This is a genomic window from Pseudomonas sp. DTU12.3 (assembly GCF_004124275.1).
GTDB lineage: Bacteria > Pseudomonadota > Gammaproteobacteria > Pseudomonadales > Pseudomonadaceae > Aquipseudomonas > Aquipseudomonas helmanticensis.
The window spans coordinates 4,027,580-4,052,553 of sequence record NZ_CP027218.1 but is presented as its reverse complement, the minus strand read 5'-3'; the positions used below and the strand labels follow the sequence as shown (position 1 = coordinate 4,052,553).

At 60.5% G+C, this 24,974-nt stretch carries 25 protein-coding genes and 1 pseudogene; 15 read left to right on the top strand and 11 right to left on the bottom strand.

Going from position 1 to position 24,974, the window contains the following annotated elements; all coding sequences use genetic code 11:
• Positions 1 to 12 precede the first annotated feature (12 nt).
• Positions 13 to 1,035, top strand: a pseudogene (locus C2E19_RS18360) (chitinase); the annotation flags it as partial.
• A gap of 127 nt (positions 1,036 to 1,162) precedes the next feature.
• On the opposite strand, the gene C2E19_RS18355 reads toward C2E19_RS18360, so the two are convergent.
• Positions 1,163 to 1,678: a methylated-DNA--[protein]-cysteine S-methyltransferase gene (locus tag C2E19_RS18355; protein WP_129394488.1), complete on the bottom strand. Its 516-nt coding sequence runs from the start codon at positions 1,676 to 1,678 to the stop codon at positions 1,163 to 1,165.
• A gap of 151 nt (positions 1,679 to 1,829) precedes the next feature.
• On the opposite strand from C2E19_RS18355, the gene ggt reads away from it, so the two are divergent.
• Positions 1,830 to 3,557 (top strand): gamma-glutamyltransferase, encoded by a 1,728-nt coding sequence (gene ggt, locus C2E19_RS18350; RefSeq protein ID WP_129394487.1) that lies wholly within the window; start codon positions 1,830 to 1,832, stop codon positions 3,555 to 3,557.
• A gap of 66 nt (positions 3,558 to 3,623) precedes the next feature.
• Positions 3,624 to 4,160, top strand: a complete 537-nt coding sequence (locus tag C2E19_RS18345; RefSeq protein ID WP_129394486.1) for a cysteine hydrolase family protein — start codon at positions 3,624 to 3,626, stop codon at positions 4,158 to 4,160.
• Positions 4,161 to 4,907: 747 nt separating this feature from the next.
• Here C2E19_RS18345 and C2E19_RS18340 read toward each other — a convergent pair.
• Positions 4,908 to 5,549 carry a TetR/AcrR family transcriptional regulator gene (locus tag C2E19_RS18340; RefSeq protein ID WP_129394485.1) on the bottom strand — a complete coding sequence of 214 codons (642 nt, stop codon included), beginning with the start codon at positions 5,547 to 5,549 and terminating at the stop codon, positions 4,908 to 4,910.
• 142 nt (positions 5,550 to 5,691) lie between these two features.
• On the opposite strand from C2E19_RS18340, the gene C2E19_RS18335 reads away from it, so the two are divergent.
• Complete coding sequence (locus tag C2E19_RS18335; RefSeq protein WP_129394484.1) at positions 5,692 to 6,150, top strand: N-acetyltransferase; 459 nt, start codon at positions 5,692 to 5,694, stop codon at positions 6,148 to 6,150.
• Here C2E19_RS18335 and C2E19_RS18330 read toward each other — a convergent pair.
• Positions 6,141 to 6,449 carry a hypothetical protein gene (locus C2E19_RS18330; protein ID WP_129394483.1) on the bottom strand — a complete coding sequence of 103 codons (309 nt, stop codon included), beginning with the start codon at positions 6,447 to 6,449 and terminating at the stop codon, positions 6,141 to 6,143. The genes C2E19_RS18335 and C2E19_RS18330 overlap by 10 nt on opposite strands.
• A gap of 159 nt (positions 6,450 to 6,608) precedes the next feature.
• Between C2E19_RS18330 and C2E19_RS18325 the strand changes: the two genes are divergently transcribed.
• On the top strand, positions 6,609 to 8,054 hold the full coding sequence (locus C2E19_RS18325) for a SulP family inorganic anion transporter (protein WP_129394482.1): 1,446 nt from the start codon (positions 6,609 to 6,611) through the stop codon (positions 8,052 to 8,054).
• Between the two features lie 142 nt (positions 8,055 to 8,196).
• Here the strand turns inward: C2E19_RS18325 and C2E19_RS18320 are convergent, their stop codons facing one another.
• A complete protein-coding gene (locus tag C2E19_RS18320; RefSeq protein ID WP_129394481.1) occupies positions 8,197 to 8,709 on the bottom strand; it encodes a carboxymuconolactone decarboxylase family protein in 513 nt (170 codons plus the stop codon).
• 325 nt (positions 8,710 to 9,034) lie between these two features.
• Between C2E19_RS18320 and C2E19_RS18315 the strand changes: the two genes are divergently transcribed.
• On the top strand, positions 9,035 to 9,850 hold the full coding sequence (locus tag C2E19_RS18315; RefSeq protein ID WP_129394480.1) for an AraC family transcriptional regulator: 816 nt from the start codon (positions 9,035 to 9,037) through the stop codon (positions 9,848 to 9,850).
• A 4-nt stretch (positions 9,851 to 9,854) separates the two neighbouring features.
• Here C2E19_RS18315 and C2E19_RS18310 read toward each other — a convergent pair whose 3' ends face one another.
• A complete protein-coding gene (locus C2E19_RS18310; RefSeq protein ID WP_129394479.1) occupies positions 9,855 to 10,748 on the bottom strand; it encodes a DMT family transporter in 894 nt (297 codons plus the stop codon).
• 90 nt (positions 10,749 to 10,838) lie between these two features.
• On the opposite strand from C2E19_RS18310, the gene C2E19_RS18305 reads away from it, so the two are divergent.
• Entirely contained in the window at positions 10,839 to 12,170 is a 1,332-nt protein-coding gene (locus tag C2E19_RS18305; RefSeq protein WP_129394478.1) for a PLP-dependent aminotransferase family protein, read from the top strand.
• Between the two features lie 84 nt (positions 12,171 to 12,254).
• Positions 12,255 to 12,647, top strand: coding sequence for a c-type cytochrome (locus tag C2E19_RS18300; protein ID WP_129394477.1), 393 nt, complete (start codon positions 12,255 to 12,257; stop codon positions 12,645 to 12,647).
• A 73-nt stretch (positions 12,648 to 12,720) separates the two neighbouring features.
• Here C2E19_RS18300 and C2E19_RS18295 read toward each other — a convergent pair whose 3' ends face one another.
• Entirely contained in the window at positions 12,721 to 13,611 is an 891-nt protein-coding gene (locus C2E19_RS18295) for a LysR substrate-binding domain-containing protein (protein ID WP_129394476.1), read from the bottom strand.
• A gap of 160 nt (positions 13,612 to 13,771) precedes the next feature.
• On the opposite strand from C2E19_RS18295, the gene C2E19_RS18290 reads away from it, so the two are divergent.
• Both C2E19_RS18290 and C2E19_RS18285 read left to right on the top strand, forming a co-directional pair.
• Complete coding sequence (locus C2E19_RS18290; RefSeq protein WP_129394475.1) at positions 13,772 to 15,073, top strand: FAD-binding oxidoreductase; 1,302 nt, start codon at positions 13,772 to 13,774, stop codon at positions 15,071 to 15,073.
• Positions 15,074 to 15,124: 51 nt separating this feature from the next.
• Positions 15,125 to 16,213, top strand: coding sequence for a polyamine ABC transporter substrate-binding protein (locus tag C2E19_RS18285; protein WP_129394474.1), 1,089 nt, complete (start codon positions 15,125 to 15,127; stop codon positions 16,211 to 16,213).
• Between the two features lie 121 nt (positions 16,214 to 16,334).
• On the opposite strand, the gene C2E19_RS18275 is transcribed toward C2E19_RS18285, so the two are convergent.
• A complete protein-coding gene (locus C2E19_RS18275; RefSeq protein WP_129394473.1) occupies positions 16,335 to 18,035 on the bottom strand; it encodes a sensor domain-containing diguanylate cyclase in 1,701 nt (566 codons plus the stop codon).
• A 171-nt stretch (positions 18,036 to 18,206) separates the two neighbouring features.
• Here C2E19_RS18275 and C2E19_RS18270 point away from each other — a divergent pair, with 171 nt between their 5' ends.
• On the top strand, positions 18,207 to 18,542 hold the full coding sequence (locus C2E19_RS18270; protein WP_129394472.1) for a hypothetical protein: 336 nt from the start codon (positions 18,207 to 18,209) through the stop codon (positions 18,540 to 18,542).
• Positions 18,543 to 18,616: 74 nt separating this feature from the next.
• Here the strand turns inward: C2E19_RS18270 and C2E19_RS18265 are convergent, their stop codons facing one another.
• Positions 18,617 to 19,174, bottom strand: coding sequence for a phage infection protein (locus tag C2E19_RS18265; protein WP_129394471.1), 558 nt, complete (start codon positions 19,172 to 19,174; stop codon positions 18,617 to 18,619).
• 122 nt (positions 19,175 to 19,296) lie between these two features.
• A complete protein-coding gene (locus C2E19_RS18260) occupies positions 19,297 to 19,866 on the bottom strand; it encodes a chorismate mutase (RefSeq protein WP_129394470.1) in 570 nt (189 codons plus the stop codon).
• A 199-nt stretch (positions 19,867 to 20,065) separates the two neighbouring features.
• On the opposite strand from C2E19_RS18260, the gene C2E19_RS18255 reads away from it, so the two are divergent.
• From C2E19_RS18255 to C2E19_RS18245, 3 genes are all read left to right on the top strand, one after another.
• Positions 20,066 to 21,424: an MATE family efflux transporter gene (locus C2E19_RS18255; RefSeq protein WP_129394469.1), complete on the top strand. Its 1,359-nt coding sequence runs from the start codon at positions 20,066 to 20,068 to the stop codon at positions 21,422 to 21,424.
• A gap of 198 nt (positions 21,425 to 21,622) precedes the next feature.
• Entirely contained in the window at positions 21,623 to 22,621 is a 999-nt protein-coding gene (locus C2E19_RS18250) for an acyltransferase (protein WP_129394468.1), read from the top strand.
• Between the two features lie 94 nt (positions 22,622 to 22,715).
• Positions 22,716 to 23,273 carry a YceI family protein gene (locus C2E19_RS18245; RefSeq protein ID WP_129394467.1) on the top strand — a complete coding sequence of 186 codons (558 nt, stop codon included), beginning with the start codon at positions 22,716 to 22,718 and terminating at the stop codon, positions 23,271 to 23,273.
• Between the two features lie 15 nt (positions 23,274 to 23,288).
• Here C2E19_RS18245 and C2E19_RS18240 read toward each other — a convergent pair whose 3' ends face one another.
• Together C2E19_RS18240 and C2E19_RS18235 are read right to left on the bottom strand one after the other, a co-directional pair.
• Entirely contained in the window at positions 23,289 to 23,501 is a 213-nt protein-coding gene (locus C2E19_RS18240) for a YXWGXW repeat-containing protein (RefSeq protein ID WP_129394466.1), read from the bottom strand.
• Between the two features lie 42 nt (positions 23,502 to 23,543).
• Positions 23,544 to 23,867 (bottom strand): YXWGXW repeat-containing protein, encoded by a 324-nt coding sequence (locus C2E19_RS18235; protein WP_129394465.1) that lies wholly within the window; start codon positions 23,865 to 23,867, stop codon positions 23,544 to 23,546.
• A 254-nt stretch (positions 23,868 to 24,121) separates the two neighbouring features.
• Between C2E19_RS18235 and C2E19_RS18230 the strand changes: the two genes are divergently transcribed.
• On the top strand, positions 24,122 to 24,808 hold the full coding sequence (locus tag C2E19_RS18230; protein WP_129394464.1) for a GNAT family N-acetyltransferase: 687 nt from the start codon (positions 24,122 to 24,124) through the stop codon (positions 24,806 to 24,808).
• The last annotated feature ends 166 nt before the right edge of the window (positions 24,809 to 24,974 follow it).

Below are 24,974 nucleotides of genomic sequence, written 5' to 3'. Positions count from 1 at the left end.
AAGGATTAGAACATGTCAAACATCGACTTTTCTTTAATGCACAACGCGGCGAGCGATGCTGCCTCTCTGATGCCGGACATTGCCGGCAAGAAGATCCTCATGGGCTTCTGGCACAACTGGCCGGCGGGGCCGAGCGATGGTTATCGTCAAGGCCGTTTCGCCAGCCTCGCGCTTGAAGAGGTGCCCAAGGAGTACAACGTGGTTGCGGTAGCCTTCATGAAGGGCCGCGGGATTCCGACCTTCAAACCGTTCAATGTCTCCGATGCCGAGTTTCGCCGCCAGGTCGGTGTGCTCAACAGTCAGGGGCGGGCGGTGCTGATTTCCCTCGGCGGTGCCGATGCGCACATCGAGCTGCGCGCCGGCCAGGAACAACCGCTGGCCAACGAGATCATCCGGCTGGTGGAAACCTATGGCTTCGATGGTCTGGACATCGATCTTGAACAGAGCGCGATTGATTTCGCTGCCAACAAGACTGTCCTGCCGGCTGCGCTGAAACTGGTCAGGGATCATTACGCCGGTCAGGGCAAGCACTTCATCATCAGCATGGCCCCGGAGTTTCCCTACCTGACCAGTAACGGCAAATACGTCGGTTACCTGCAGGCACTGGAAGGCTACTACGACTTCATCGCGCCGCAGTTCTACAACCAGGGTGGCGACGGCGTCTGGGTGCCTGAAGCGAATAACGGTGCGGGCGCGTGGATCGCGCAGAACAACGATGCGCTGAAGGAGGACTTCCTCTATTACCTGACCGAAAGTCTGGTAACCGGCACGCGTGGCTTCACCAAAATCCCGGCGGACAAGTTCGTCATCGGTCTGCCAGCGAACAATGATGCGGCTGCCACCGGTTACGTGATCGATAACACCGTGGTCGGCAATGCGCTGAAGCGTCTGGCGATCAAGGGGCATCCGATCAAAGGCTTGATGACCTGGTCGGTCAACTGGGACAACGGCGTCAGCAAGGATCGCGTGCCGTACAACTGGGAATTCAGCCGGCGTTATGGGCCGCTGATTCATGGGGCGCGGTTGTCTGATCAGGCGTTTGATGCGCTCGTGGAGGGTATTGCGCATCAGCGGTAAGTGAACAAAAAGCCCGGTAGCGCTGCCGGGCTTTTTTGTGGGTTGGTCAAGATCAAAAGATCGCAGCCTGCGGCAGTTCCTACATTTAGAAGCCTTCCAAACGTCCGGTGGTTCCTGGCCACTGCCCACCTTCAAGCACCAACAGCCGCTCTTTTGCCTCAAGGCCTCCGGCAAACCCGGTCAGTTTTCCGGATGCGCCAATCACCCGATGACACGGCGCGACGATGGAGATCGGATTACGCCCGTTCGCCGCACCCACCGCTCTTACCGCAGCAGGATTGCCGATCTGCGCGGCGATCTGGCTGTAGGTGCGTGTTTGGCCAAACGGAATGGTCAGCAATGCGGCCCAGACCTGTTTCTGAAACGCAGTGCCGGCGAAGTCCAGTTCAAGATCGAAGCAATCGCGCGTACCGGCAAAATATTCTTCGAGCTGCCGGGCGGTTTTCAGCAGGATCGGATTGTCCGGCGCTGCGCTCATCGGCCCGAGGGGCACGCGGTTCGGTTTGTCGTTTTCCCAGAGGATGGCCGCCAGTCGTGCGCCGTTCGCGACCAGCTTCAGCTCGCCGACCGGCGAGGGCAGGGTGATGAACGTGTAGGGCATGACGACAGGCTCCGGCGCAAAGTGTGAACGGCGTCCAGCATAGCGCCCGTGCTGGGAGGCGCAATACGCAAAGCCGACCATACTGCTTGTTGCTCTTGAAGCGTTCCCCTGGGTTTTGCCCATCTCCTAAAAACAAAAAAGAGATCGACTCATGAAGTACGAACCTTTTGCCAAATCGCTGATAGCGACCTCACTGGCACTCAGCTGCCTCATGGCTCACGCCGCCTCGGTGGCCCCGGTTGCCGCCGAAAACGGCATGGTGGTCACCGCGCAACACCTCGCCACTCACGTTGGCGTCGACGTCTTGAAGAGCGGCGGGAATGCCGTGGATGCCGCTGTTGCAGTGGGTTATGCGCTGGCGGTGGTGTATCCCGCCGCCGGTAACCTGGGCGGTGGCGGTTTCATGACCATTCAATTGGCGGACGGGCGCAAGACCTTCCTCGACTTCCGCGAAAAAGCCCCGCTGGCAGCGACCGCCAACATGTACCTCGACAAGGACGGCAACGTCGTCCCGGATCTGAGTACGCGTGGCCATCTGGCCGTCGGCGTGCCGGGCACCGTGTCCGGCATGGAGCTGGCCCTGAGCAAGTACGGCACTAAACCGCGCAAGGAAATGATCGCGCCGGCCATCAAACTGGCTGAAGACGGTTTTGAACTGGAGCAGGGCGACGTCGAACTGCTGGACTACGCCACCGATGTGTTCAAAAAGGACATGCGCGATTCCGGTTCGATTTTCCTGCACAACGGCGAGCCGATGCAGGTCGGGCAGAAACTGGTGCAAAAGGATCTCGGTAAAACCCTGCGGACGATTTCGGAAAAAGGCGCCGACGGGTTCTACAAAGGCTGGGTGGCCGACGCCATCGTGACCTCCAGCCAGGCCAACAAGGGCATCATCACCCAGGCCGACCTCGACAAGTACAAGACGCGCGAACTGGCGCCAGTGGAGTGCGATTACCGTGGCTATCACGTGGTCTCCGCGCCACCGCCAAGCTCCGGCGGTGTGGTGATCTGCCAGATCATGAACATTCTTGAAGGCTATCCGATGAAGGATCTGGGCTTCCATTCGGCCCAGGGCATGCACTACCAGATCGAAGCGATGCGCCACGCTTACGTGGATCGCAACAGCTACCTCGGCGATCCGGATTTCGTCAAGAACCCGATCGAGCACCTGCTCGACAAGAACTACGCGACCAAACTGCGCGACGCCATCCAGCCACAGAAGGCCGGTGTGTCGGCTGAGCTGAAACCCGGCGTCGCACCGCATGAAGGCAGCAACACCACGCACTATTCGATCGTCGACAAGTGGGGCAACGCGGTCTCGGTCACCTACACCCTCAATGACTGGTTCGGCGCCGGCGTGATGGCAAGCAAAACCGGGGTGATCCTCAACGACGAAATGGACGACTTCACCTCCAAGGTCGGCGTGCCGAACATGTACGGCCTGGTGCAGGGCGAAGCCAACGCCATCGCCCCGGGCAAGGCGCCGCTGTCGTCGATGAGCCCGACCATCGTCACCAAGGACGGCAAAGTGGTGATGGTGGTGGGCACACCGGGTGGCAGCCGGATCATCACCGCGACCTTGCTGACCATGCTCAACGTCATCGACTACGGCATGGGCTTACAGGAAGCGGTCGATGCGCCACGCTTCCACCAGCAGTGGATGCCGGAAGAAACCAACCTCGAAGACTTCGCCGCCAGCCCGGATACGAAGAAGATCCTCGAAAGTTGGGGTCACAAGTTTGCAGGTCCCCAGGATGCTAACCATATCGCCGCGATTCTGGTCGGCGCGCCGTCGCTGGGCGGTAAACCGGTCGGCAAAAACCGCTTCTACGGCGCCAACGATCCACGGCGCAACACCGGGTTGTCACTGGGTTACTGAGAGGCGTAAAAAGGGGGCGGAGTCATATCCGCCCCTGTCTCAAGGACTGATCAAGGAAGGCACACCATGACCACCGCATTGCTGATCATCGACGTGCAGCGCGCTCTCTGTTCGGGCGAATACCAGTGCTTCGACATTCCCCGCGTGATCGAAGCGATCAACGTTCTTAGCGGCCGTGCCCGCAAGGCCGGCGTGCCAGTGGTGCTGGTTCAGCACGAAGAAAAGGACAGCCCGCTGGCCCATGGTGCCGAAGGCTGGCAATTGGCCGAAGGCCTTGAAACAAGCCCGAAAGACCTGCGCGTGCGCAAGACCACCCCGGATTCGTTCTACCAGACCGACTTGCGCAAACTGCTGCCCGGCGAAGATTTCGAGCAACTGGTCATCTGCGGCCTGCAAACCGATTACTGCGTCAATGCCACCGTGCGCCAGGCCCATCAACTGGGTTATGACGTGGTGCTCGCCGCCGATGCACATTCGACCATCGATAATGGCAACACCAGCGCCGAAGACATCATTGCCGAATACAACAAGGACCTCGCCCACCTGACCGGCTCCGTGGCCCGCATCGACGTAGAACTCGCCGCCGCCATCACCTTCAAATAACCCCCCGAGCCACTGTAGGAGCAACGCGTGCTCGCGAAAGCGGTGTGCCTGTAACGCATGTTTTGGCTGACACGACGCCTTCGCGAGCAAGCCCGCTCCCACAATAATGGGGGTGTTTACAGATTCCTGCGTCCGGCATAACTCCCCTGTGGGAGCGAGCTTGCTCGCGAAAGCGGTGTGCCTGTAACGCATGTTTTGGCTGACACGACGCCTTCGCGAGCAAGCCCGCTCCCACAATAATGGGGGTGTTTACAGATTCCTGCGTCCGGCATAACTCCCCTGTGGGAGCGAGCTTGCTCGCGAAAGCGGTGTGCCTGTAACGCATGTTTTGGCTGACACGACGCCTTCGCGAGCAAGCCCGCTCCCACAATAATGGGGGTGTTTACAGATTCCTGCGTCCGGCATAACTCCCCTGTGGGAGCGAGCCTGCTCGCGAAGGCGGCAGCACTGACAACACTCCGCTGGCATAATGCCGCCGCCCCGAAGAATGGAATCTGTCGATGTTGTCTTGCAAACTCTGCTACGTAGCGTCGAAACGGTCGCTGTCGATTGATTACGACCTGCTCAGCCTGGGCGTGGCGCGGACTGAGCAGGAAAACGAGCTACCGCACACGCTGCTCAAAGGCGATTATCAGACGTTGTTGCAAAAACGGACGGTGAAACTTTGCCGCTGGATTTCATGCCCTGACACTCTGCGGCGAGGTACTTGGCGAACATCGTCGGGGCTGCCCAGCAGCCCCGCGTCATTCACGTCGCGAACAACCATCCGCGCGCACTTTTCATCGGTTCCGACACCACCCCCTCCAGCACCATTCGCGTAATCGTTTCCGCCGCTGCCTGATAGTCCTCATCCTGCGGTTCGGCGCGCCCGGTGATGCAGCCCATCTGCCAGCCGATGTTGGTGTACGTGCGCGTCGCCGACCAGATGAACAGCATCAAATGTTGCGGATCCACCGGCGCGAGCAAGCCGCGCTCGATCCAGCTGCGCAGGCACTCGACATTGCGCCGCGCTTCGGCGTGCAGCAGGTCGCGACATTCGTCGGGCAATTGTCGGCCACCGAGCAACAGTTCGCCGCTGAACACCTTGGCAATCGCCGGATGTTCCCGGGCGATGCGAATCCGCGCCGCCACGTAGGCACGCAAACCAATCAGCGGATCATCGCTTTCACGTAGCACCGCCGAAGCTTCCAGCAGCGGTTCGACAAAACCCAGCAGCACTTTGCCGTAGAGGTTTTCCTTGGTCTGGAAGTAGTAATACAGGTTGGCCTTGGGCACCCCGGCACGGGCCGCGATGTCGCGAGTCTGGGTGGCGTCGAAGCCTTTGGCGGCGAATTCTTCGCTGGCGGCGGCGAGGATCAACTGCTCGTTACGTACGCGTATGGCACTCATGGAGACACGAATTGATTGGACGGCATGGAAAGCTTCTGGCGATTTCGGTTTCGCAATATACAAAACTATATAGCGGTGAATCCAGCATACTCGACGCGCAGCGCTATGCTGGTTCGATCATTGACGTAAAAAAGGAGGGGAAATGGCCATTCAGGCATTGCGCGCGGGCGCCGCACAGCTGGACGCGGTGGCGCAGTTATTCGACGCCTATCGAGGTTTTTACCAGCAACCGCCGAATCTTGAGCAATCACGCGCGTTCATCGCCGAGCGCATGGCCGGCAATGAGTCAGCGATTTTTCTGGTGCAGGATGAGTCCGGCGCGGCGCTGGGATTTGTGCAGTTGTACCCGACGTTTTCGTCGATCGACGCCCATCGCACCTGGTTGCTCAGCGATTTGTTCACCACGCCCGCTGCCCGTGGTCGCGGGGTAGGTCGCTTGCTGATGAACACGGCGCGAGAGTTTGCACTGCAGACCGGCGCCAAAGGCCTGATGCTGGAAACCGCCACCGATAACGTCACGGCGCAGGGTTTGTACGAGTCACTGGGGTACGTGCGCGACACGGGTTACTACACCTACCTGCTCGATTTGCGTCAGGGCTGAGTCAGTTCGTGCAGTAATTTTTCGATCTGCGCCAGCTCCCAGGTACTGAGCAAACTCACCGGATCAGTGCCGTAACGCTGCCAAGTGTCGAATGCGCCATCCCTGCCATCGGCAGTGCGGGCGTGTTCACAGTGATGTAGTCGACCATCTGCGAAATCCAGCAGCAGAGACCAACCGTCGATGTCCACCGCGACCATCCCGGCCGCGTTCGGCCGCTCGCAGACGTTGAACGCCAGCACGCCGAGCGCAGCGTCACGCAAACGCTGGCACACTTCGCGGGCAGTAAGAAAAGAGCCCATGTTTAAACTCGACGAGCAGAAGAGCGCGCCAGCATAAAGCCGAAGTCGACAAGTGTCAGCGATCACTGGCCCGATCCCGGACATTTCCGTAACATCCGCACCCCTTAAATCCCGCGAACATCTGCGGCCGCGCACGGCGGCCGCTCAGTCAGGTACAGCATGAAACCGATTCGTCTGCGCGCCGATGTCCTGGCCGGACTCACCACCTCGTTTGCCCTGTTGCCCGAATGCATTGCGTTCGCGCTGGTGGCGCACCTCAATCCGTTGATGGGCCTGTACGGCGCCTTCATCATTTGTACATTGACCGCGTTGTTCGGCGGGCGGCCGGGCATGGTCTCCGGCGCGGCCGGTTCGATGGCGGTGGTGATCGTTGCGCTGGTGGTCCAGCACGGCGTGCAATATCTGCTGGCGACGGTGCTGCTTGGCGGCTTGATCATGATGGCGTTCGGGCTGTTGCGCTTGGGCAAACTGGTGCGGATGGTGCCGCATCCGGTGATGCTCGGCTTCGTCAACGGCCTGGCGATCATTATCGCGCTGGCGCAACTGGAGCATTTCAAAAGCGGCGAAGCGTGGCTCAGCGGTACGCCGTTGTACTGGATGACCGGGTTGGTGGCGCTGACCATGGCCATCGTTTACGTCCTGCCGCGCCTGACCAAAGCGGTGCCGCCGGCGCTGGTGGCGATCCTCGGCGTCGGTCTGCTGGTCTACCTGTTCGGCCTGCCGACGCGCACCCTCGGTGACATGGCGCACATTGCCGGCGGCTTGCCGACGTTGGCCTTGCCGGACATCCCGTTGACCTTCGAGACCCTGCGCATCATCGCCCCGTACGCGATTCTGATGGCGCTGGTCGGCCTGCTGGAAACCCTGCTGACGCTTAATCTCACCGACGAAATCACCGAAACCCGTGGCTACCCGGACCGCGAATGCGTGGCGCTGGGCGCGGCGAACATGGTCTCGGGTGCATTCGGTGGCATGGGCGGTTGCGCGATGATCGGCCAGACCGTGATCAACCTCAGCTCGGGCGGGCGCGGGCGTTTGTCCGGGGTGGTCGCGGGCGTGCTGATTCTGTTGTTCATCCTGTTTCTGTCACCGCTGATCGAGCGCATTCCGCTGGCGGCGTTGGTCGGTGTGATGTTCGTGGTGTCGCAGCAGACCTTCGCCTGGGCGTCGTTGCGCGTGATCAACAAAGTCCCGTTCAACGATGTGCTGGTGATCATCGCGGTGACTACCATCACCGTGTTCACCGATCTGGCCACCGCCGTGCTGTGCGGGATCATCATTGCCGCACTGAATTTCGCCTGGCAGCAGGCCCGCGAGCTGTACGCCGATGAACATCTGGAAGCGGACGGCAGCAAGCTCTATCGCCTGCATGGCACGCTGTTCTTTGCCTCGACCACGCCGTTTCTCAACCAGTTCGACCCGGCCAACGACCCGCAAAAGGTCACCCTGGATTGCCGGCATCTGAGCTTCGTCGATTACTCGGCGATTGCCGCACTGAAAACCCTGCGCGAGCGCTACGCCAAGGCCGGCAAGCACCTGCAAGTGTTTCATCTCTCGGAACGCTGCAAAAAACTGCTGAAACGCGCCGACATCAACCACGACTGACACCCCCCGTGTAGGAGCTGCGGCACGCTGCGATCTGTTGATCTGGTCTTTAAAAACCAAGTCAAAAGATCGCAGCGTGCCGCAGCTCCTACAGGGGGTGGGTTAGATGGCGGGAAGTCGATGTCCGTCAGCGCGCGGTGGCTTAGATGGCGGGGAAGTCGATGTCCGTCAGGGCGCTGTTGTTCAGGTAGTTGGTCAGTGTCTGCACCGCCACCAGCGCGATCACTTCAATGATTTTTACGTCGTTGATCCCGGCAGCGCGGGCGGCGGCGATCTGCTCGTCGCTCAAGTGCCCGCGCGTCTCGGTCAGTTGCCGGGCGAGGGCCGCGTAGGCGTTCAATTCGCCCTGACGCGCCGCGCTGATCTCTTGCGCCGACAGCCCGGCCTTGCCGGCAAACAGGGTGTGCGCCGCCAGGCAATAATCGCAGCCGTTGACCTGGGAGGTGGCGAGGTACACGGCTTCTTTTTCCTTGGCGCTCAATGAGGTCTTGCCGAGGATCGCCGAGGCTTGCACGTACGTTTCCAGCGCGACTGGAGCCTTGGCCAAGGTCGTGAAGACGTTGGGCAGGAAGCCGATTTTCTTCTTCACACCCTCCAGCACTGGGCGGCTGGCGTCGGTGGCGTTTTCGAGGCTGATGGCGTTGATGCGGCTCATGGTGATTCTCCGAAAGTCCGGCGCGAAATGCGCCGGCGATGGAGAGGATGTTAGGGATCGCGGATGGTGCTTTGGCGGCAAATCGTCGAGGATATGCGACAGATCGTCCAAAAATACCCGCGCCCTGATAATTTATGCTGACATGGCGGACGCCTTCGCGAGCAAGCCCGCTCCCACAGGGGAAATGCGTTTCAAATGTGGGAACAAGCCCGCTCCCACAGGGGAATGCGTTTCAAATGTGGGAGCGGGCTTGCTCGCGAAGATCGCGCCACGGTATCTGCGGTGAAACTACACAAGCAGCAGCCAGATACAGCCGGAGTCGACCATGGATCGCCTGTCTACATTACTCAGCCATTTCGGCGTCAATGCCGGCACCTTCCACAGCGGCGCGTTTTGCGGTGTCGCCGTGCATGAAGGCGAGCCGGCCGGCCATGTGCATCTGTTGCAGTCCGGTGAGTTGCTGCTCAAACCCGGCAGTGAGCGTGAGATCAAACTCAACGAGCCTTCACTGATTTTCTTCCCCAGACCGTTTCCCCATCGAATGTTTGCCGATGAAGCCACGAACACCCAAGTGGTCTGCGCCACGCTGACGTTTGACGGTGGTTCAGGCAATGCGCTGGCGGCGGCGCTGCCGGATTATCTGGTGCTGAAACTCACTGAAATCCCAGAGCTGGGCGGCACCCTCGAATGGTTGTTCAAAGAAGCCTTCGAAGGCCATTGCGGACGTGTCGCGGTGATGGACCGGCTGTTTGAATTGTTGGTGATTCTGCTGTTGCGCCACCTGATCGGCAGTCGTGATCAGCAGCCGGGAATGATGGCCGGGCTGGCCGATCCACGGTTGTCGCGCGCCTTGAGCCTGATGCACGAGCAACCGCAAAAGCCGTGGAGCGTGGCCGATCTCGCGACCGCAGCCAACCTGTCGCGCGCAGGTTTTGCCGAGCAGTTTCGCCGTGTAGTCGGGCAGACTCCGGCGGATTATCTGCTGAGCTGGCGGGTCAGCCTCGCGCAGAAGCGTCTGCGCGAGGGCAAGCCGATTGCGCTGATTGCCGAAGAGGTCGGCTATGAAAGTCCCTCGGCGCTGGCCCGGGCGTTTCGTCGCAAGACCGGGCTCAGCCCACGCGAGTGGAAGGCTGGCGCCTGAGTGCTTATCGGGCGAATTTCTTCGCCCCGGCCACACACAGAATCACCCCCAGCGTCACGGCGAGCATGCCGAGGCTGACCTGCTCGTGCAGCAATGTCGCCGCCAGCGCCAGGCCAAAAAACGGTTGCAGTAACTGCAATTGCCCGACAGCGGCGATCCCGCCCTGAGCGAGTCCGCGATACCAGAACACGAAGCCGATCAGCATGCTGAACAGCGAGACGTAAGCCAGACACAGCCACGCCGACAGGCTGATGTGGCTGAACGAGGCGGGCGCCAGCCACAGGCTGAGCAGCGCCATCAATGGCAGCGACAGCACCAGCGCCCAGCAAATCACCTGCCAGCCGCCGAGGGTTCGCGACAGTTTTGCGCCTTCGGCGTAACCGAGGCCGCAGGCCACAATGGCCGCGAGCATCAGCAGGTCACCGGTGGGCGAGGCGGTCAGTCCCTGCGACAGAGCGAAGCCGACCACCAGGGCACTGCCGAGCAGTGAAAACAGCCAGAACACTGGCCGTGGGCGTTCGCCGCCACGCAGCACGGCGAAAATCGCCGTCGCCAGCGGCAGCAGGCCGACAAACACAATCGAATGCGCCGACGTCACGTGTTGCAGGGCCAGCGCGGTCAGCAGCGGAAAACCGAGCACCACGCCCATCGCCACGATAAACAGTGACAACCATTGCTGGCGCGCCGGGCGGCGTTGGCGAAACAGCCACAACAGCGCCACCGCGAGGACGCCGGCGATGGCCGCACGCACCACCGTGAGAAACACCGGATCGAACTCCAGCACCGCCAGGCGCGTGGCCGGCAGCGAGCCGCTGAAGATCACCACGCCGATGAAGCCATTGATCCAGCCGCTGGTTTTTTCCAGCGCCGGGGTAGTCAGATGGGTGGTTCGTTCCATACGAGGTTGCGCTCAGAGGTGGGTTGCATTGGCGCAATCCTATGGTTGAGAATCAGCACAATCAAAGAATTGTCATGGATACATCCCGGCATGCCGCGCTCTCGCTACAAGACCCTCGTTGACACCTTTGCGGCAGATATTCGTTCGGGGCAGCTGGCGCCAGGAACGCGCCTGCCGACGCATCGCCAATTGGCCACGCAGGAGGGCCTGGCGCTGGTCACCGCTTCCCGGGTTTACGCCGAGCTGGAAGCGATGGGCCTGGTTAGCGGCGAAACCGGGCGCGGCACGTTCGTGCGCGAAACGTCGCTGGCGCCGGGGCAGGGCATCGATCAGAAAGACGTGGCGGTCGGCATGATCGACCTTAATTTCAATTACCCGTCATTGCCCGGTCAGGCCGACCTGCTGCGCACGGCGTTGCGCCAACTGGCGTTGTCCGGTGACCTCGAAGCCTTGTTGCGTTATCAACCGCATGCCGGCCGCTCGCACGAGCGCGCCTCGGTGGCGCGCCATCTGCTGAGCCGTGGCGTCAACGTCGACGCCGAGCAGGTGCTTATCGTCAACGGCGCCCAGCAAGGGTTGGCGGTAACGCTGATGGCGCTGCTCAAGCCTGGCGATGTGATTGCGGCGGATGCGCTGACCTATTCCGGGTTCAAAGTGCTGGCCGAAGCGCTGCATCTGGAAGTCGTGGCGATCCCGATCAACGATCAGGGACCGGATCTCGCCGTGCTGGACAAGCTCTGCCACAGCCGCTCGGTACGTGCCGTCTACAGCATGCCGACGCTGCACAATCCGTTGGGTTGGGTGATGCCATTGGCGCAACGCGAGCAACTGGTGGCGATTGCCCGTCGGCATGATCTGACCCTCATTGAGGACGCGGCCTACGCGTTTCTGGTCGACAACCCGCCAGCCGCGCTGATCGACCTGGCACCAGAGCGCACCCTGTACGTGTCGGGGCTGTCGAAAAACATCGCCACCGGCTTGCGTGTCGGCTTCATCGCCGCGCCGGCGCAGAAGGTGCCGGCGCTGGAACGGATCATTCGTGCGACGACCTGGAACACCCCGGGTGTGATGACGGCGATCGCTTGCGGCTGGCTGGATGACGGCACTGTCACCGTGCTCGAAGAGCAAAAGCGCAACGACGCCAGGGCGCGTCAGGCGTTGGCTGCCAAGTTGCTCAAAGGATTGAAGGTCATTGGCCATCCGGCCTCGTACTTCGTGTGGCTGCCGCTCCCGGAAGACGTGCGTGCCGATCAGATCGTCGTCGAGTTGATGCACGCACAGATTTCGGTGACCAGCGCCGAACCGTTTTCAGTGTCGGCGCATGTGCCGCATGCGATACGTCTGGCGCTGGGCTCGGTGGACATGGAGGTTTTGCGTCAGGCGTTGATCACGGTCAGAAAAGTCATCGGCGCTTATCTGTAAAAAACGCTCTAGCCCGAGAGCAAGCGCCTTCGCCACAAAATGATAGCCTTGGCACAATTGCATGACACCGTTCTGGATTGCCCGATGAAAAACACCGCGTCACTGTTCCTCACCCTGATGCTCAGCGCAGGCCTGTTCAGCAGCACCGCCCAGGCTGCGGGCGATCCCGAAGCCGGTGCGAAAATCTTCCCGCGGCTGTGCGGCGGCTGCCATCAGGTCGGCGAATCCGCGCGTCCGGGGTTCGGCCCGCAACTCAACGGCATCTTCGGCCGACCCGCCGGCACATCGGCGAACTACGTGTATTCCGAGGCGATGAAAAACTCCGGCGTGACCTGGAGCCGCGACACGCTGACGGCCTATCTGAAAGATCCCAAAGGCGTGGTGCCGGGCACGCGGATGATTTTCTGGGGCCTCAGCGACGAAGAGAAACTCGATAATCTGCTGGCGTATCTGCAAACCTTCCCGGCACAACTGTAGGAGCTGCCGCAGGCTGCGATCTTTTGATCTTGTCTTAAAAACAAAATCAACAGATCGCAGCCTGCGGCAGCGCCTACAGGGGGATTTTGGTTGTGGCTTGATTGGCAAACCATTGCATGACCAGCGCGCAGGCCGGATGCGATGCAGCTTCCGGTTGCAGGCACAACGCATAAACGCCGCCCGTGCGCAGCGGTTCACCGAATGGCACGACCAGCAAACCGCGTTCGATCGACTCGGCCGCCAGGGTCATGTCCGTCACCGCCACGCCCAATCCCCGCGCCGCCGCATCCAGAGCCAGCTCATCCAGGTTGAACGGGATGTGCCGGTATTCCTCCAGCGGTTTTCCCTCGTTTGCTGCCAGCCATTCGATCCATGCCTGACGATCCGCCGAGCGATGCAGTAATGGAAAGCGCCGCAGTTCTTCCACCGATCGAGGCGCGTCTGCCAGGTTCGGTGAACACACCGGCACCAGCGTTTCTTCGAACAGCGTCAGGCAATCGGGATCGCTGGACGGCTGCGGCAAATAGACAATGTAGGCGTCACTGTCGCTCGCCGGCTCGACCACCTCGGTGGCGACGGTTTCAATCGCCAGCGACACCTCGGGATGGCGCAGGTAAAAGTCGCTGAGTTTCGGCAGCAGCCAGCGCACCGCGAGCGACACATGCATGCGAATGCGCAACGGCCGCTTTTGCGGGGCGAGGCGTTCTTCCAGGGTTTTCAGTTGGTCGAGGATGCTGCGGGCGCTGGCCAGTACCTGTTCGCCCTCCGTGGTCAGGCGCAGGCTGCGACTGGTGCGGATGAACAACGGTACATTGAAGTGATGTTCCAGTTGCTGGATCTGCCGGCTTACCGCGCTTTGCGTCAGGCAAAGGCTTTGTGCCGCGCTGGTAAAACTGCCGCAGCGGGCGACTTCGACCAAGGCTTGCAGGGCTTGCAGTGAGGGCACGTGGCGGATTTTATCCATGCGTTTTCCGAATGGCTCGATGATTTTATAACGTTGGTTGGGGCGACGAAGACCTTATAGATTTTAGCTCTGGCGGCAATCTTCTCAAGCAGCTCATGCGATTCACGCATGGCCGCTGTGCAGAAGCAAGCCGCAGAACGACAGTCGAATGAGGTGGTGCATGGAAAACGTATGTGGCTGGATCGCGCAGGCTGGCAGCTCGCCGGAACGTGGTCGCCTGAGTGGTGCGCAGAAGGCCGACTGGCTGGTAATCGGTGGCGGCATCACCGGCCTCAGCGCCGCGCATACCCTTGCCGAAATGCATCCGCAGGCGCGCATCGTCGTGGTTGATCGGCAGCGGGCGGCGCAAGGCGCATCGGCACGCAACTCGGGATTCGTCGTTGCCCATGAGCATCCGGCGCACAGCGAACTGATCGGCGCGCCGGGCTTCGCCGGGTTTGAAATCGACACGAATATTTCCCGCGCTGCCAGCGAAGAAGTGCGCCAACGCATCGCCCGCCACGGCATCGAATGCGACTTTCGCGACAGCGGTTATTACTTTGCCGTCAACGATCGGGCCAAGCTCGACCAGGTCGACGCCAAACTGGCGACCCTGCGCGCCCTCGGCGCCCGTGCGGAATTTCTGCAGGGCGCGGCATTGGCGCAAAAGCTCGGCACTCGCCACTACGAGGCGGCGATCTGCTGTGGCAATGGCAACGCGTTGTTGCAGCCAGCCAAGTACGTGAAGGGCTTGCTCAATGCCTTGCCGGGCAGCATCACCGTGTACGAAAACACCGACATCAGCGCTCTGGAGCGCCTGAGCCAAGGGCGTCTGCGCGCCAATGCCGTAGAGGGCAGCATTGAAGCGAAAAAAGTCCTGGTGTGCCTCAACGCTTTCATTCCCCGGGTCGGAATCGCTGACAGCGCCACGTTCCCGATGGAACTGAGTGCCAGCCTGACGCGGCCGCTCACCGATCAGGAGTTCCGGGCCATCGGCGCCGTCGAGCCTTGGGGCGTGCTGTCGACGCGGCCGCTCGGGGCCACGGTGCGCTTGACCCCGGATCGTCGGGTGATGATCCGCAACACCGCCGAATACCGTACGCGCGATCTCTCCAACAGCGAACTGGCGGTGCGCCGCCAACACCACGTTCGCGGCTTGCAGCGACGTTTTCCGTTCCTCGGCGAACAAGACATCGACTACTCCTGGACCGGTCACTTGAGCGCGAGCCGCAGCGGCCAGGCGTTTTTCGATCGGGTCGAGGAGGGCGTGTTTGCCGTGGCCGGCTGCAATGGTTCCGGCGTTGCGCGCGGCACGTTGTGGGGCCGCCTGTTGGCGGAGCTGGCGTCGGGCGTCGACTCGCCGCTGTTGCAATCAGTGATGCAACGGGCCGAACCGGGCTGGCTGCCGCCACGTCCTTTTTTCGATATCGGTGCCATGCTTCGCATGCGCGTGGAGGCGGTCAGGGCCAGAACAGAAATCTGAATTTCCGCCTATCACACAAGAACAAAAGCCATTCCCTACAGGTGACAGAACATGCGCATCCACCGACTTTCCCTGGCAATCGCCCTCGCCGCAACGACAGCGAGCGCTTGCGCCGACGAAACCGTGAACATCTCCAACTGGAACAGCTACATCGCCCCGGACACGTTGGCCAATTTCACCCAGGCCACTGGCATCAAGACCACTTATGACATCCACGACAGCAACGAAGTGCTGGAGTCGAAGTTGATGACCGGCAACACCGGCTATGACGTGGTCAGCCCGTCGAACCATTTTCTCTCACGGTTGATCAAGGCCGGAGCGATCCAGAAACTCGACAAGTCGCAGTTGCCCAACTGGAAAAACCTCGATCCGGTGTTGATGCAGAAACTTGAAGTCAACGACCCCGGCAACCAGTACGGCTATCCGTATATGTGGGGCACTGCCGGCATCGGCTACAACGTCGAGAAGATCAAGGCGATCTTCGGCAACGCCGATGTCACGCATTCCTGGAAGATGTTTTTCGCCGAAGAAAACATCAAGAAACTCAGCCAGTGCGGCGTTGCGATCATTGACAACCCGACGCAGGTGTTGCCGATCACCCTTAATTATCTCGGCTTGCCGCCGCACAGCCACGAACCGGACGATTACAAAAAGGCCGAACAGGCATTGCTGAAGATCCGTCCGTACATTCAGTACTTCCACGCCTCGAAATACATCAGCGACCTGGCCAACGGCAACGTCTGTGCGGTGATTGGTTTCAACGGCGACATCGTTCAGGCAGCGGCGAGCGCCAAGGAAGCGAAAAACGGCATCGACATCGCTTATTCGATTCCCGACGAAGGCACGACCTTGTGGTTCGACATGCTGGTGATGCCAAAAAGCGCACCGCATGAGCACAATGGCTACGCCTATATGAATTACCTGCTTGAACCGAAAGTGATCGCCAACATCAGCAACAGCATTCACTACGCCAACCCTAACGCGGCGGCCAATGAGTTCCTCAACCCGGACGTGAAGGAGGACGCGGCGATCTACCCGCCGAAAAGCGTGATGGAGAAACTGTTCACCGTGGAAGAGTTGCCGGCGAAGATCGCACGCCTGTCGACGCGGTTGTGGACCAAGCTGAAAACCAATACCTGAGCCAATTCAATCCAACCCAACCTGATGCGACGTGACGCGACGTTACCTGTAGGAGCTGCCGCAGGCTGCGATCTTTTGATCTTGTTTTTTACAATCAAAAGATCGCAGCCTGCGGCAGCTCCTACAGGGTCGTGGATGTGGATGTGGATGTGGATGTGGATGTGGGCGTGGTGTGGTGGCTGGCGACTTGATTGCGGCCCGCCGCTTTTGCCTGATACAGCTGTTGATCGGCGCGTTTGATCAGCGCCGTGTGGCTGTTGTCCGCCGGGTCCGCCAGAGCGACGCCGATACTCACCGTCACATGCCCGACGTCCGGGAAGTGCGCCGCCGCAATCGCCGTGCGAATCTTCTCGGCGACCACTTCAGGGGTATCGGGCTGGGCAATTTCCGGCAGCAGCACCGCGAACTCTTCGCCGCCGTAACGAGCGACGAAATCGGTGGTGCGCAGGCTGCTCTCAATCAATTGCGCCAACTGCTGCAAAACCTCATCGCCGATGGCATGACCGTACGTGTCATTGATGCGTTTGAAATGGTCGGCATCGATCAACAGCAGGGCAAACGGGCGTCCCGTCCGTCGCGACAGCAGGGTGTATTCGCTGATCTTTTCGTCGAAACGCCGGCGGTTGTAGACGCCGCTCAAGGCATCGTGCGTTGCCAGGCTCAACAGTTCGGCGTTGGCCTGAGTCAGTGCGGCGGTGCGTTGCGCCACGGTCGCTTCCAGCGAGGCATTTGCTTCCTGCAACTCGCGCTCTTTGCCGAGCAGCGATTGCGTCATCGCATCGATGGATTGGCCGAGCTGGGCAATTTCACGCACCGGATGCTGCAACGGGAAATGCGCGCCGGGCTGGTTGTCCTGCACCTGCTTGGCCGAGCGTGCGAGTTGCTCGATGGGCCGGCTCAGGTACAGCGCCAGATAATAGGCAACGAGGCCGAACACCACAGCCGCCAAGACACCGGCGATCAGCAACTTATACAGCAGCAGACGCGCCGGTTGCAGCGCGGTTTCCAGTGGCTGGCGCACGGCAATCGACCAGGACAATTGCGTGCTTGACGGAGTCGGCACGGTGACCATGCTGGTCAGATAACCGTTGCCCACCGTCCAGCCCGGCGACTTTGCATCACTCACCGGTAATTGCTGGCCCATCAAGGCCTCGGGGTACAGCACTTTTCCGTCGTGATCGATGATCAACGCTTCGATGTCCGGCGCTGAATTCTTATGCGAAAACGTCGCCGATTCGACAATGTGCGTGACCCAGTTCCAGTGCGCGTGCGCGCCCAGTACGCCAATAACCTGGCCGTCGGCGTTACGAATCGGTGCGGCGAAATCGATAAAACGCAGGGGTTCGCCATTCGGCAAACCCGGCAGCAGTTTGGCCAACAGCACGGCTTCGTGCGGGTCGCCGGTGTATTCGCCACGCAGTCCGGCCTGGAACCATGGGCGCTGCTGCACCGATTGACCGACCAGCAAAGCGTTCACTGCTTGATGCACCTTGCCTTCGGCATCGGTCACGCCCATCCACGCATATTCGGCGCGGGCCTGCGTGCGCAATTGCATCGACTTGAGAATCGCCGGGTTATCCAGATCACCGCGCTCAAGATGTGGCGCGCGGCTGAGCAGATAAACCTCCAACTGCCGCTCACGCAATTGTTCGCCGAGCAACGCCGCTGCCGAGCGCGCGGTATTGAGCAACGCATTGCCGCTGGCCTGCTTCATCTGTTCGGTGGCGATATGGCCGACATAGAAACCCACGCTCAACAGCGTCAGCAGGGACAAACCGGCAAACCAAAGAGTGAGATGGCTACGCAGACTGGCTTTGAACATGGGCAATGGCTGTCTTGATTGGCGTGGCGCCATGGTATGCGACATCGCCAACGGGCTGCCAGCGAAGCGCAAGATGAAACTTTCCCAGGTTGATACCAATGAGCCACTATTTTGGGTAAGGTGTGCGCCGCTCGAGAGACGGATCCCGGGCGTTTTCCATGGAGTTTTACAGTGAAGTATCTCAGCAAAGTAGTCGCCGCCGCCCTGTTCGGTGCGGTTCTGGCAGGTTGCACCGGCACCCCGATGAACACCCAGCATTACGACAGCAGCCAATACACCGTGGTTGGTCACAGTGAAGCCACCGCCACCGGTCTGCTGCTGTTCGGCGTGATCCCGATCCAGCAGAACAACCGCTTCGTCCGCGCCCAGACTGCCGCGATCAAAGCCAAGGGTGGCGACGCCATGATCAACACCCAAGTCCAGGAAAACTGGTTCTGGGCATGGGTCCTGACCGGCTACACCACCAAGATTTCCGGTGACGTGGTCAAGCTGAAGACCGTGCAATAAGCCACGGTTGAACGCAAAAAAGCCCGGCTGATCAGGCCGGGCTTTTTTGTGGGTGTAGCGGTAGAACGATTGATTCAGGCAACACGGCGTTCGAGCAGACGGTCGGAGCCACCTTCAGCAACACGGCGTTCGAGCAGACGGTCGGAGCCACCTTCGGCAACACGGCGTTCGAGCAGACGGTCGGAGCCACCTTCGGCAACACGGCGTTCGAGCAGACGATCGGAGCCACCTTCAGCAACACGGCGTTCGAGCAGACGGTCGGAGCCACCTTCGGCAACACGGCGTTCGAGCAGACGGTCGGAGCCACCTTCGGCAACACGGCGTTCGAGCAGACGGTCGGAGCCACCTTCGGCAACACGGCGTTCGAGCAGACGATCGGAGCCACCTTCAGCAACACGGCGTTCGAGCAGACGATCGGAGCCACCTTCGGCAACGCGGCGTTCGAGCAGACGGTCGGAGCCACCTTCGGCAACACGGCGTTCGAGCAGACGATCAGAACCACCTTCAGCGACACGACTTTCAATCAGCTTGTCCGAACCGCCTTCGGCGATCATGGTGTGGGCCGGGGTAGCGGCAAAAGCGTTAACTGCGAAAACCGAGAAAGCGATGCTGAGAAGGGTTTGGCGTTTCATGATCGTGTGCTCCAGAAGTTGTTTGTTTGTCTGGAGCCGATCTTACGCCGCGGATTTTTTATGAGAACTTCATTGACGTGATGGTGACTATCGACGCCAGCGATGGTTGCCTCAGCCCCGATTTACGGGGCCTTCGTGCGAATACACAACTCACCGGTGGCACGCGTCAGCGCCAGTTCATGCAACGCATCCTTGGTCAGACCGCTGCGTGCCCTGGCCAGCCACGCCGGGCAGTTCGGGTCTTGGCGATACGGTAGGAAAGCGGCGTATTGCTGCAGCAGCCGGGTTTGCAATTCGTCGAGGCGTGGGCGGATCTGCTGACCGAGATCCGGGCGCGGCGTTTCCGGTGCGGTACCGGCCGCCTGCCATTGTGCGAGCAGACCGTACTGCACCAGTTTATTTGCCTCCATCTGCGCCCCGATCAACTGCGCGACTTCCTCCGCATCGAGCTTGCGCTCGGCGGCCAACGTGCGCGCATTGGCGATGACTTGCGCCTCGCGCGGGCTGTCCTGGATGGGTTTGCCGCTGTCCCATTTGGTCAGCGCAACGAGGTCGCCGATGTTCAGGCGTTCGTTCAGGGTTTCCAGCAATGGCTGCAACGATTCCGGGGGCGCTGTGGCGGTGGCGGCGTGCGCGCCGCTGGCCAATAAAGCGAGGAAGGCGCAGCTCAGCAGGTGGCGAACGTGGGGCATTAATCAGGCCTCAATCAGTAAAAAATGCAAGGCGTGTTGTTTATCACAGCTGCCGCTCCGCACCTACCGGCCCTTACCGAAAAAACAAGCAATGGAGCAGCCAGCCGACACCGATTTGAAATGTTAATTGCGCCCCGCGAGCAACTCGCCGAAGCTATCCTGTCATAGCCCTCCCGCCGTCGAGATGGACCTCCATTCAATGCAAACCGCCACCGCCGTCAAACCCCTCTGGCACACCTACCTGCTGTTCCTGGCCCCCATGGTGCTGTCCAACTTCCTGCAATCGATGTCGGGCACGGTCAACAGCATCTACATCGGCCAGATGCTCGGTACTCAGGCGCTGGCGGCGGTGTCCGGGATGTTTCCCATCGTGTTCTTTTTCATTGCCCTGGTGATCGGTCTCGGTGCCGGCGCGGGCGTGTTGATCGGTCAGGCGTGGGGCGCGCGCGAACCGCATATGGTCAAGGCGATTGCCGGGGCGACGCTGTTGCTCGGGGTGTTGATCGGTCTGGTGGCGGCGGTGTTCGGCAGTGTGTTTGCGCGCCAAGCGTTGAGCGGGCTGGGGACGCCGGCGGATGTGCTCGACGATGCGGTGGCGTATGCCCATGTGATGATGTGGATTCTGCCGTCGTTGCTGGTGTTCGTATTGTTCACGCAACTGCTGCGCGGGGTCAGCGACACGCTGTCGCCGTTGCTGGCGCTACTCGTGTCGACCTCGGTTGGCCTGGCGCTGACGCCGGCACTGATTCGCGGCTGGTTCGGCCTGCCGCAACTGGGCATTCAGAGTGCGGCGTATGCCGGCCTGGCCGGTAACCTTGCGGCGATGGCGTGGTTGGCGTGGCGGTTGATTCGCAAAGGCCATCCGCTGGCGCCGGACCGCGAGTTCTTTGCCGCACTGCGACTCAACGGAGCGATTCTCGGCAAAGTGTTGCGCATCGGCCTGCCGACCGGGGTGCAGATGATTGTGCTGTCGTTGTCGGAGCTGGTGATCCTCGCGCTGGTCAACCAGCACGGCTCGCAAGCGACGGCGGCGTATGGTGCGGTGACACAGATCGTCAACTACGTGCAGTTCCCGGCGTTGTCGATTGCGATCACCGCGTCGATCCTTGGCGCGCAAGCCATCGGTGCCGGGCGCCTGGAACGCATGGGGCCGATTCTGCGCACCGGGCTGTTGATCAACGTGTGCCTGACCGGCGGTCTGATCGTGCTGGGCTATCTGCTCTCGCATTGGCTGCTCGGGCTGTTCCTCACCGAGGACTCGACCCGGTTGATGGCCGAGCATCTGCTGCACATCATGTTGTGGAGCCTGTTGGTGTTCGGTTTCCAGGCGATCATCGGCGGAATCATGCGTGCCAGCGGTACGGTGCTGGTGCCGGTGGCCATCGCGATTATCTGCGTGGTCGGCGTGCAGTTGCCGGCGGCTTACTGGCTGGATGCGCGATACGGGTTGCCGGGTGTGTGGATGGCGTTTCCGGTGGCGTATCTGGGGATGCTGATCTTGCAGACGCTGTATTACAAACTGGTCTGGCAACACCAGAAGATCGAACGACTCGTGTAGGAGCTGCCGAAGGCTGCGATCTTTTGATCTTTTGATCTTTTGATCTTTTGATCTTTTGATCTTGCGCCGGCGTAATAAAAGCAAGATCAACGGATCGCAGCCTGCGGCAGCTCCTACAGGGATGGATATTTTGCTGTTGTCCGGGGAGAAAGCATCGTAGGTTACGCGCCATAACGATAAGGACGTTTGAGGGTGTAAATGGGGGCTTTTCGACTGCTGTTGGCGGTGCTGGTTGCCGTTTCGCATATGGGCGTAACGTTCGCCGGGCTCAATCCCGGTGTGGTGGCGGTGATTTCCTTTCTGATCATCAGCGGTTTCGTCATGACTTCGCTGATCGAGCGTAACTACAGCTCGACCGGTAAAATCGCCTCGTTCTATCTGGACCGGGCCTTGCGCCTGTATCCGCAGTTTTTGTTCTACTTCATTGCGTCGTGCATCGTCGTGCACGTGCTGATGCCCGGTTCGGCGCCTGACCTCGAACTGACGGTGCCGCGCGTGGCCGCGAGCCTGTCCATGGTGCCGCTGGGTTTCTATATGTTCGGGGTTTCGAGCCTGTGGATTCTGCCGCCCGCGTGGTCGCTGGGGCTGGAGATGTGTTTTTACCTGGTGATTCCCTTTCTGCTTATCTTCAAGTGGCGCGGCGCGGCGTTCGCCTTGTCTGTCGGCGTATTTGTGCTGGCGTGTTTCGGCTACATCAACACCGATTACTACGGCTATCGCTTGTTGCCGGGCGTTCTGTTCATGTTTCTGTGCGGCAGCTATCTGTACAAAGCCAACAGCAGAGGACGGGTAGTGGTGGCCGCGACAACGATCGGCGCAGGGTTGCTGTTCGCGGCGATCATGGCGGGCGTGATCGAGCGTCAGCCCTACAACGCCGAGGTGACGTTGGGCACCGCATTGGGAATTCCAGCGGTGTATTGGCTGAGCCGGCTCAAGTATCACCGGGTCGACGAGTTTCTCGGCAACCTCAGTTATGGCGTGTTTCTCAATCACTTTGTGCTGATTTACGCGCTGCACGGTTTCTGGTCGGGCACGTACGACGCCGCAATCATTCTGGGCGTGTTGCTGGTCGCCTTTTCGTTCAGCTACCTGACTTACTACTGCATCGAACGGCCGGCGTTGAAATTGCGCCATCGGCTTCGGGCAGGCGTGCGAGCGGGAGCAACTGAAACGCGCAGCGCTGAAGCGCTGGTCTGATCCCAGGCGCGCCACGGTGGCAACTGGCGTAACCGGTGGATGTTTGCTTAAGTCAATCGAGGCCCATGACGTCTAGCGCTGCCCGGAGAATCCCATGTCGTTGCGATTGCTGCTGGCCGCTGCGTTTGTCCTGTGCGCCATTCCCGCTGCGCAAGCCGTCGAATACACACGGGTCAACACCCACGCCAGTCAGATCAGCTTCACCTACAACCAGATGGGTTCGCGGATGTACGGCACCTTCGGCAAGTTCGAGGCGACGCTGGATTTTGACAGCGAGCATCTCGACCGCGCCCACACCACCTTGCACATCGATCTGGCGAGCATCGATGCCGGTAGCGAGGATGCCAATACCGAACTGGTGAAACCGGCGTGGTTCGACACGGAGAAATTCCCCGTGGCCGTGTTCGAATCGAGCCACTTCACCGAGGTCGCGCAAAACCGCTACCTGATTGCCGGCCAACTGACCCTCAAAGGCATTACCCGCGAGGTGCAGGTGCCGGTGGAATTGAAACCGGACAACGCGATCGGCATCTTCGACGGCGAACTGTTGCTTAAACGCGACGAGTTCGGTCTCGGCGCGGGGGAGTGGGCGGACACCGTGGTGTCCAAGGACATCGCGATCAAGTTCAAGGTGGTGGCGCCACAACAGTGACGCCACGCGCGCCCATCAATACGCGCGCCAGTGCCCCGGCACCCAACGCCACTGATTACCGGCCCAACGATAGTGGCCGCCGATCCAGTGATAACCCGGCGCCGGCATCACCGTTACCACTTCCACGGGTGGCGGAGGCCGGTGTGGGCGGGCCGGCGCGACGACGCAACCGGACAGGGTGATTGCCACCAGCGTGGCGCCTAGCAGTGTTTTCAGATTTTTCGACATAGGGATTTCCCAGCAGATGAGGTGAGCAGGCGCTGGGGCAAATCAACGCACCCAATGCCCTTCGATCCAGAACCAGTTCGGCCCGCGAGCCTGCCAGTGGCCCGGTTTCCAGCGGGCGCCATAGCGCACCGGTTGCCAGTGTCCGGGCATCCACACATAACCGCGTCCTTGCCAGCGCCAATGGCCCTGATCCCAGACATAACCGGGACGCGCGCCGGGCATCACTTCCATGCGCATTGGCGGCGGGGCTTGCTGGACGATCACCACTGGTTGCGCAAACACCGGCGCGCTGCTCAGCGCGGCAAGTGTCAACGGCACCAGCAACAGGGATTTCCGCCATTTTGACAGGGAACGCAACACGCTCATGACAACTCCTCGAGGCCTGCGTCGAAAAGTCAACGCAGCTGAGCAATTGGACGCTGTATTGGCGAAAGATCGCGTCTGGCGCGGATGAAATTTTTGTCAGGGACGCAGTGCGTGTGATTTGGGTTTTATGCCGGGCGGTTTGAACTAAAAACCCTCGGTTATTCGTGAGCAAACGCTGGTCCCGTCACCACAGTTACAAGCTCAGCTGACCCACAAGGTATGATGTCGCGGTTTTCCGTCGGAGCTCACCCACCATGCCACGCGTCACCCACTTCAAATCCCCATGCCCCGAAGGCGTCAACAGCCAGATTCTGCAAATGGTCGTCGATTACCTGACCGACATCAGCGCGGTCGGTCTCGGCCCGAGCAATCTGCTGTACAACGTCTATCAATACGCGGTCGGCTATGAGGTGCATCTGTATCTGGAAGCGCTGAATGGCGAGAAAGGCACTGAGGTGGAATTGCTGATTGCCACGGCTGAGGAAGACCCGGAACAGGTCACCGGTTTCCTCTTGTACCTGCCAGTGCAGGGCGATTGGGAGGCGTGCAGCGTTGCCTACATGGCGGTGCGCGAAGGGCATCGGCGTCAGGGCGTGGCGCGGGCGCTGATCAGCGAAATGGTCGGGCGCTATCCGCATGCCGAACTGGCCTGCACGGTCGGCAAAGTGCCGTATTTCGAAGCGATGGGCTTCGAAGTGATCGGCTCGCGCGAGACGCAGGTGCTGATGAGCACCCGGCATTACCGCAGTAACGGCTTGCGCGGTTTTATCGACACCACGCCGATCTACCGTTCGCTGGAAGTGCAGCAGATTCACACCTATCTGCTGCAAAAAAACGGCAAGCGCGCCATGCTCGATGCCGAGAAACAGCGCGATCGGCATCTCGATCAGACCACGCGCCACGCCGAAGAATTCGTTCGCCAGCGCCTGACTGTGCACTGATCCGCGCACCCAAAAAAAGCCATTTCCCCCCTATTCATACATACCCCTGTAGGGGCTGACGAGTGAAACGAGGCTGCGATCTTTTGATGTTGTTTTTCAAGATCAAAAGATCGCAGCCTCGTTTCACTCGTCAGCTCCTACAGTTCAATTGAGGTAATTGAGGCAG

What these genes read in the sequence shown, in the direction of transcription:
- C2E19_RS18355 (WP_129394488.1), bottom strand. Translation starts at nt 1,678, where the DNA reads ATGCCCTACACGTTCATCACCCTGCCCTCGCCGGTCGGCGAGCTGAAG.
- ggt (WP_129394487.1), top strand. Translation starts at nt 1,830, where the DNA reads ATGAAGTACGAACCTTTTGCCAAATCGCTGATAGCGACCTCACTGGCA.
- C2E19_RS18345 (WP_129394486.1), top strand. Translation starts at nt 3,624, where the DNA reads ATGACCACCGCATTGCTGATCATCGACGTGCAGCGCGCTCTCTGTTCG.
- C2E19_RS18340 (WP_129394485.1), bottom strand. Translation starts at nt 5,549, where the DNA reads ATGAGTGCCATACGCGTACGTAACGAGCAGTTGATCCTCGCCGCCGCC.
- C2E19_RS18335 (WP_129394484.1), top strand. Translation starts at nt 5,692, where the DNA reads ATGGCCATTCAGGCATTGCGCGCGGGCGCCGCACAGCTGGACGCGGTG.
- C2E19_RS18330 (WP_129394483.1), bottom strand. Translation starts at nt 6,449, where the DNA reads ATGGGCTCTTTTCTTACTGCCCGCGAAGTGTGCCAGCGTTTGCGTGAC.
- C2E19_RS18325 (WP_129394482.1), top strand. Translation starts at nt 6,609, where the DNA reads ATGAAACCGATTCGTCTGCGCGCCGATGTCCTGGCCGGACTCACCACC.
- C2E19_RS18320 (WP_129394481.1), bottom strand. Translation starts at nt 8,709, where the DNA reads ATGAGCCGCATCAACGCCATCAGCCTCGAAAACGCCACCGACGCCAGC.
- C2E19_RS18315 (WP_129394480.1), top strand. Translation starts at nt 9,035, where the DNA reads ATGGATCGCCTGTCTACATTACTCAGCCATTTCGGCGTCAATGCCGGC.
- C2E19_RS18310 (WP_129394479.1), bottom strand. Translation starts at nt 10,748, where the DNA reads ATGGAACGAACCACCCATCTGACTACCCCGGCGCTGGAAAAAACCAGC.
- C2E19_RS18305 (WP_129394478.1), top strand. Translation starts at nt 10,839, where the DNA reads ATGCCGCGCTCTCGCTACAAGACCCTCGTTGACACCTTTGCGGCAGAT.
- C2E19_RS18300 (WP_129394477.1), top strand. Translation starts at nt 12,255, where the DNA reads ATGAAAAACACCGCGTCACTGTTCCTCACCCTGATGCTCAGCGCAGGC.
- C2E19_RS18295 (WP_129394476.1), bottom strand. Translation starts at nt 13,611, where the DNA reads ATGGATAAAATCCGCCACGTGCCCTCACTGCAAGCCCTGCAAGCCTTG.
- C2E19_RS18290 (WP_129394475.1), top strand. Translation starts at nt 13,772, where the DNA reads ATGGAAAACGTATGTGGCTGGATCGCGCAGGCTGGCAGCTCGCCGGAA.
- C2E19_RS18285 (WP_129394474.1), top strand. Translation starts at nt 15,125, where the DNA reads ATGCGCATCCACCGACTTTCCCTGGCAATCGCCCTCGCCGCAACGACA.
- C2E19_RS18275 (WP_129394473.1), bottom strand. Translation starts at nt 18,035, where the DNA reads ATGTTCAAAGCCAGTCTGCGTAGCCATCTCACTCTTTGGTTTGCCGGT.
- C2E19_RS18265 (WP_129394471.1), bottom strand. Translation starts at nt 19,174, where the DNA reads ATGAAACGCCAAACCCTTCTCAGCATCGCTTTCTCGGTTTTCGCAGTT.
- C2E19_RS18260 (WP_129394470.1), bottom strand. Translation starts at nt 19,866, where the DNA reads ATGCCCCACGTTCGCCACCTGCTGAGCTGCGCCTTCCTCGCTTTATTG.
- C2E19_RS18255 (WP_129394469.1), top strand. Translation starts at nt 20,066, where the DNA reads ATGCAAACCGCCACCGCCGTCAAACCCCTCTGGCACACCTACCTGCTG.
- C2E19_RS18250 (WP_129394468.1), top strand. Translation starts at nt 21,623, where the DNA reads ATGGGGGCTTTTCGACTGCTGTTGGCGGTGCTGGTTGCCGTTTCGCAT.
- C2E19_RS18245 (WP_129394467.1), top strand. Translation starts at nt 22,716, where the DNA reads ATGTCGTTGCGATTGCTGCTGGCCGCTGCGTTTGTCCTGTGCGCCATT.
- C2E19_RS18240 (WP_129394466.1), bottom strand. Translation starts at nt 23,501, where the DNA reads ATGTCGAAAAATCTGAAAACACTGCTAGGCGCCACGCTGGTGGCAATC.
- C2E19_RS18235 (WP_129394465.1), bottom strand. Translation starts at nt 23,867, where the DNA reads ATGAGCGTGTTGCGTTCCCTGTCAAAATGGCGGAAATCCCTGTTGCTG.
- C2E19_RS18230 (WP_129394464.1), top strand. Translation starts at nt 24,122, where the DNA reads ATGCCACGCGTCACCCACTTCAAATCCCCATGCCCCGAAGGCGTCAAC.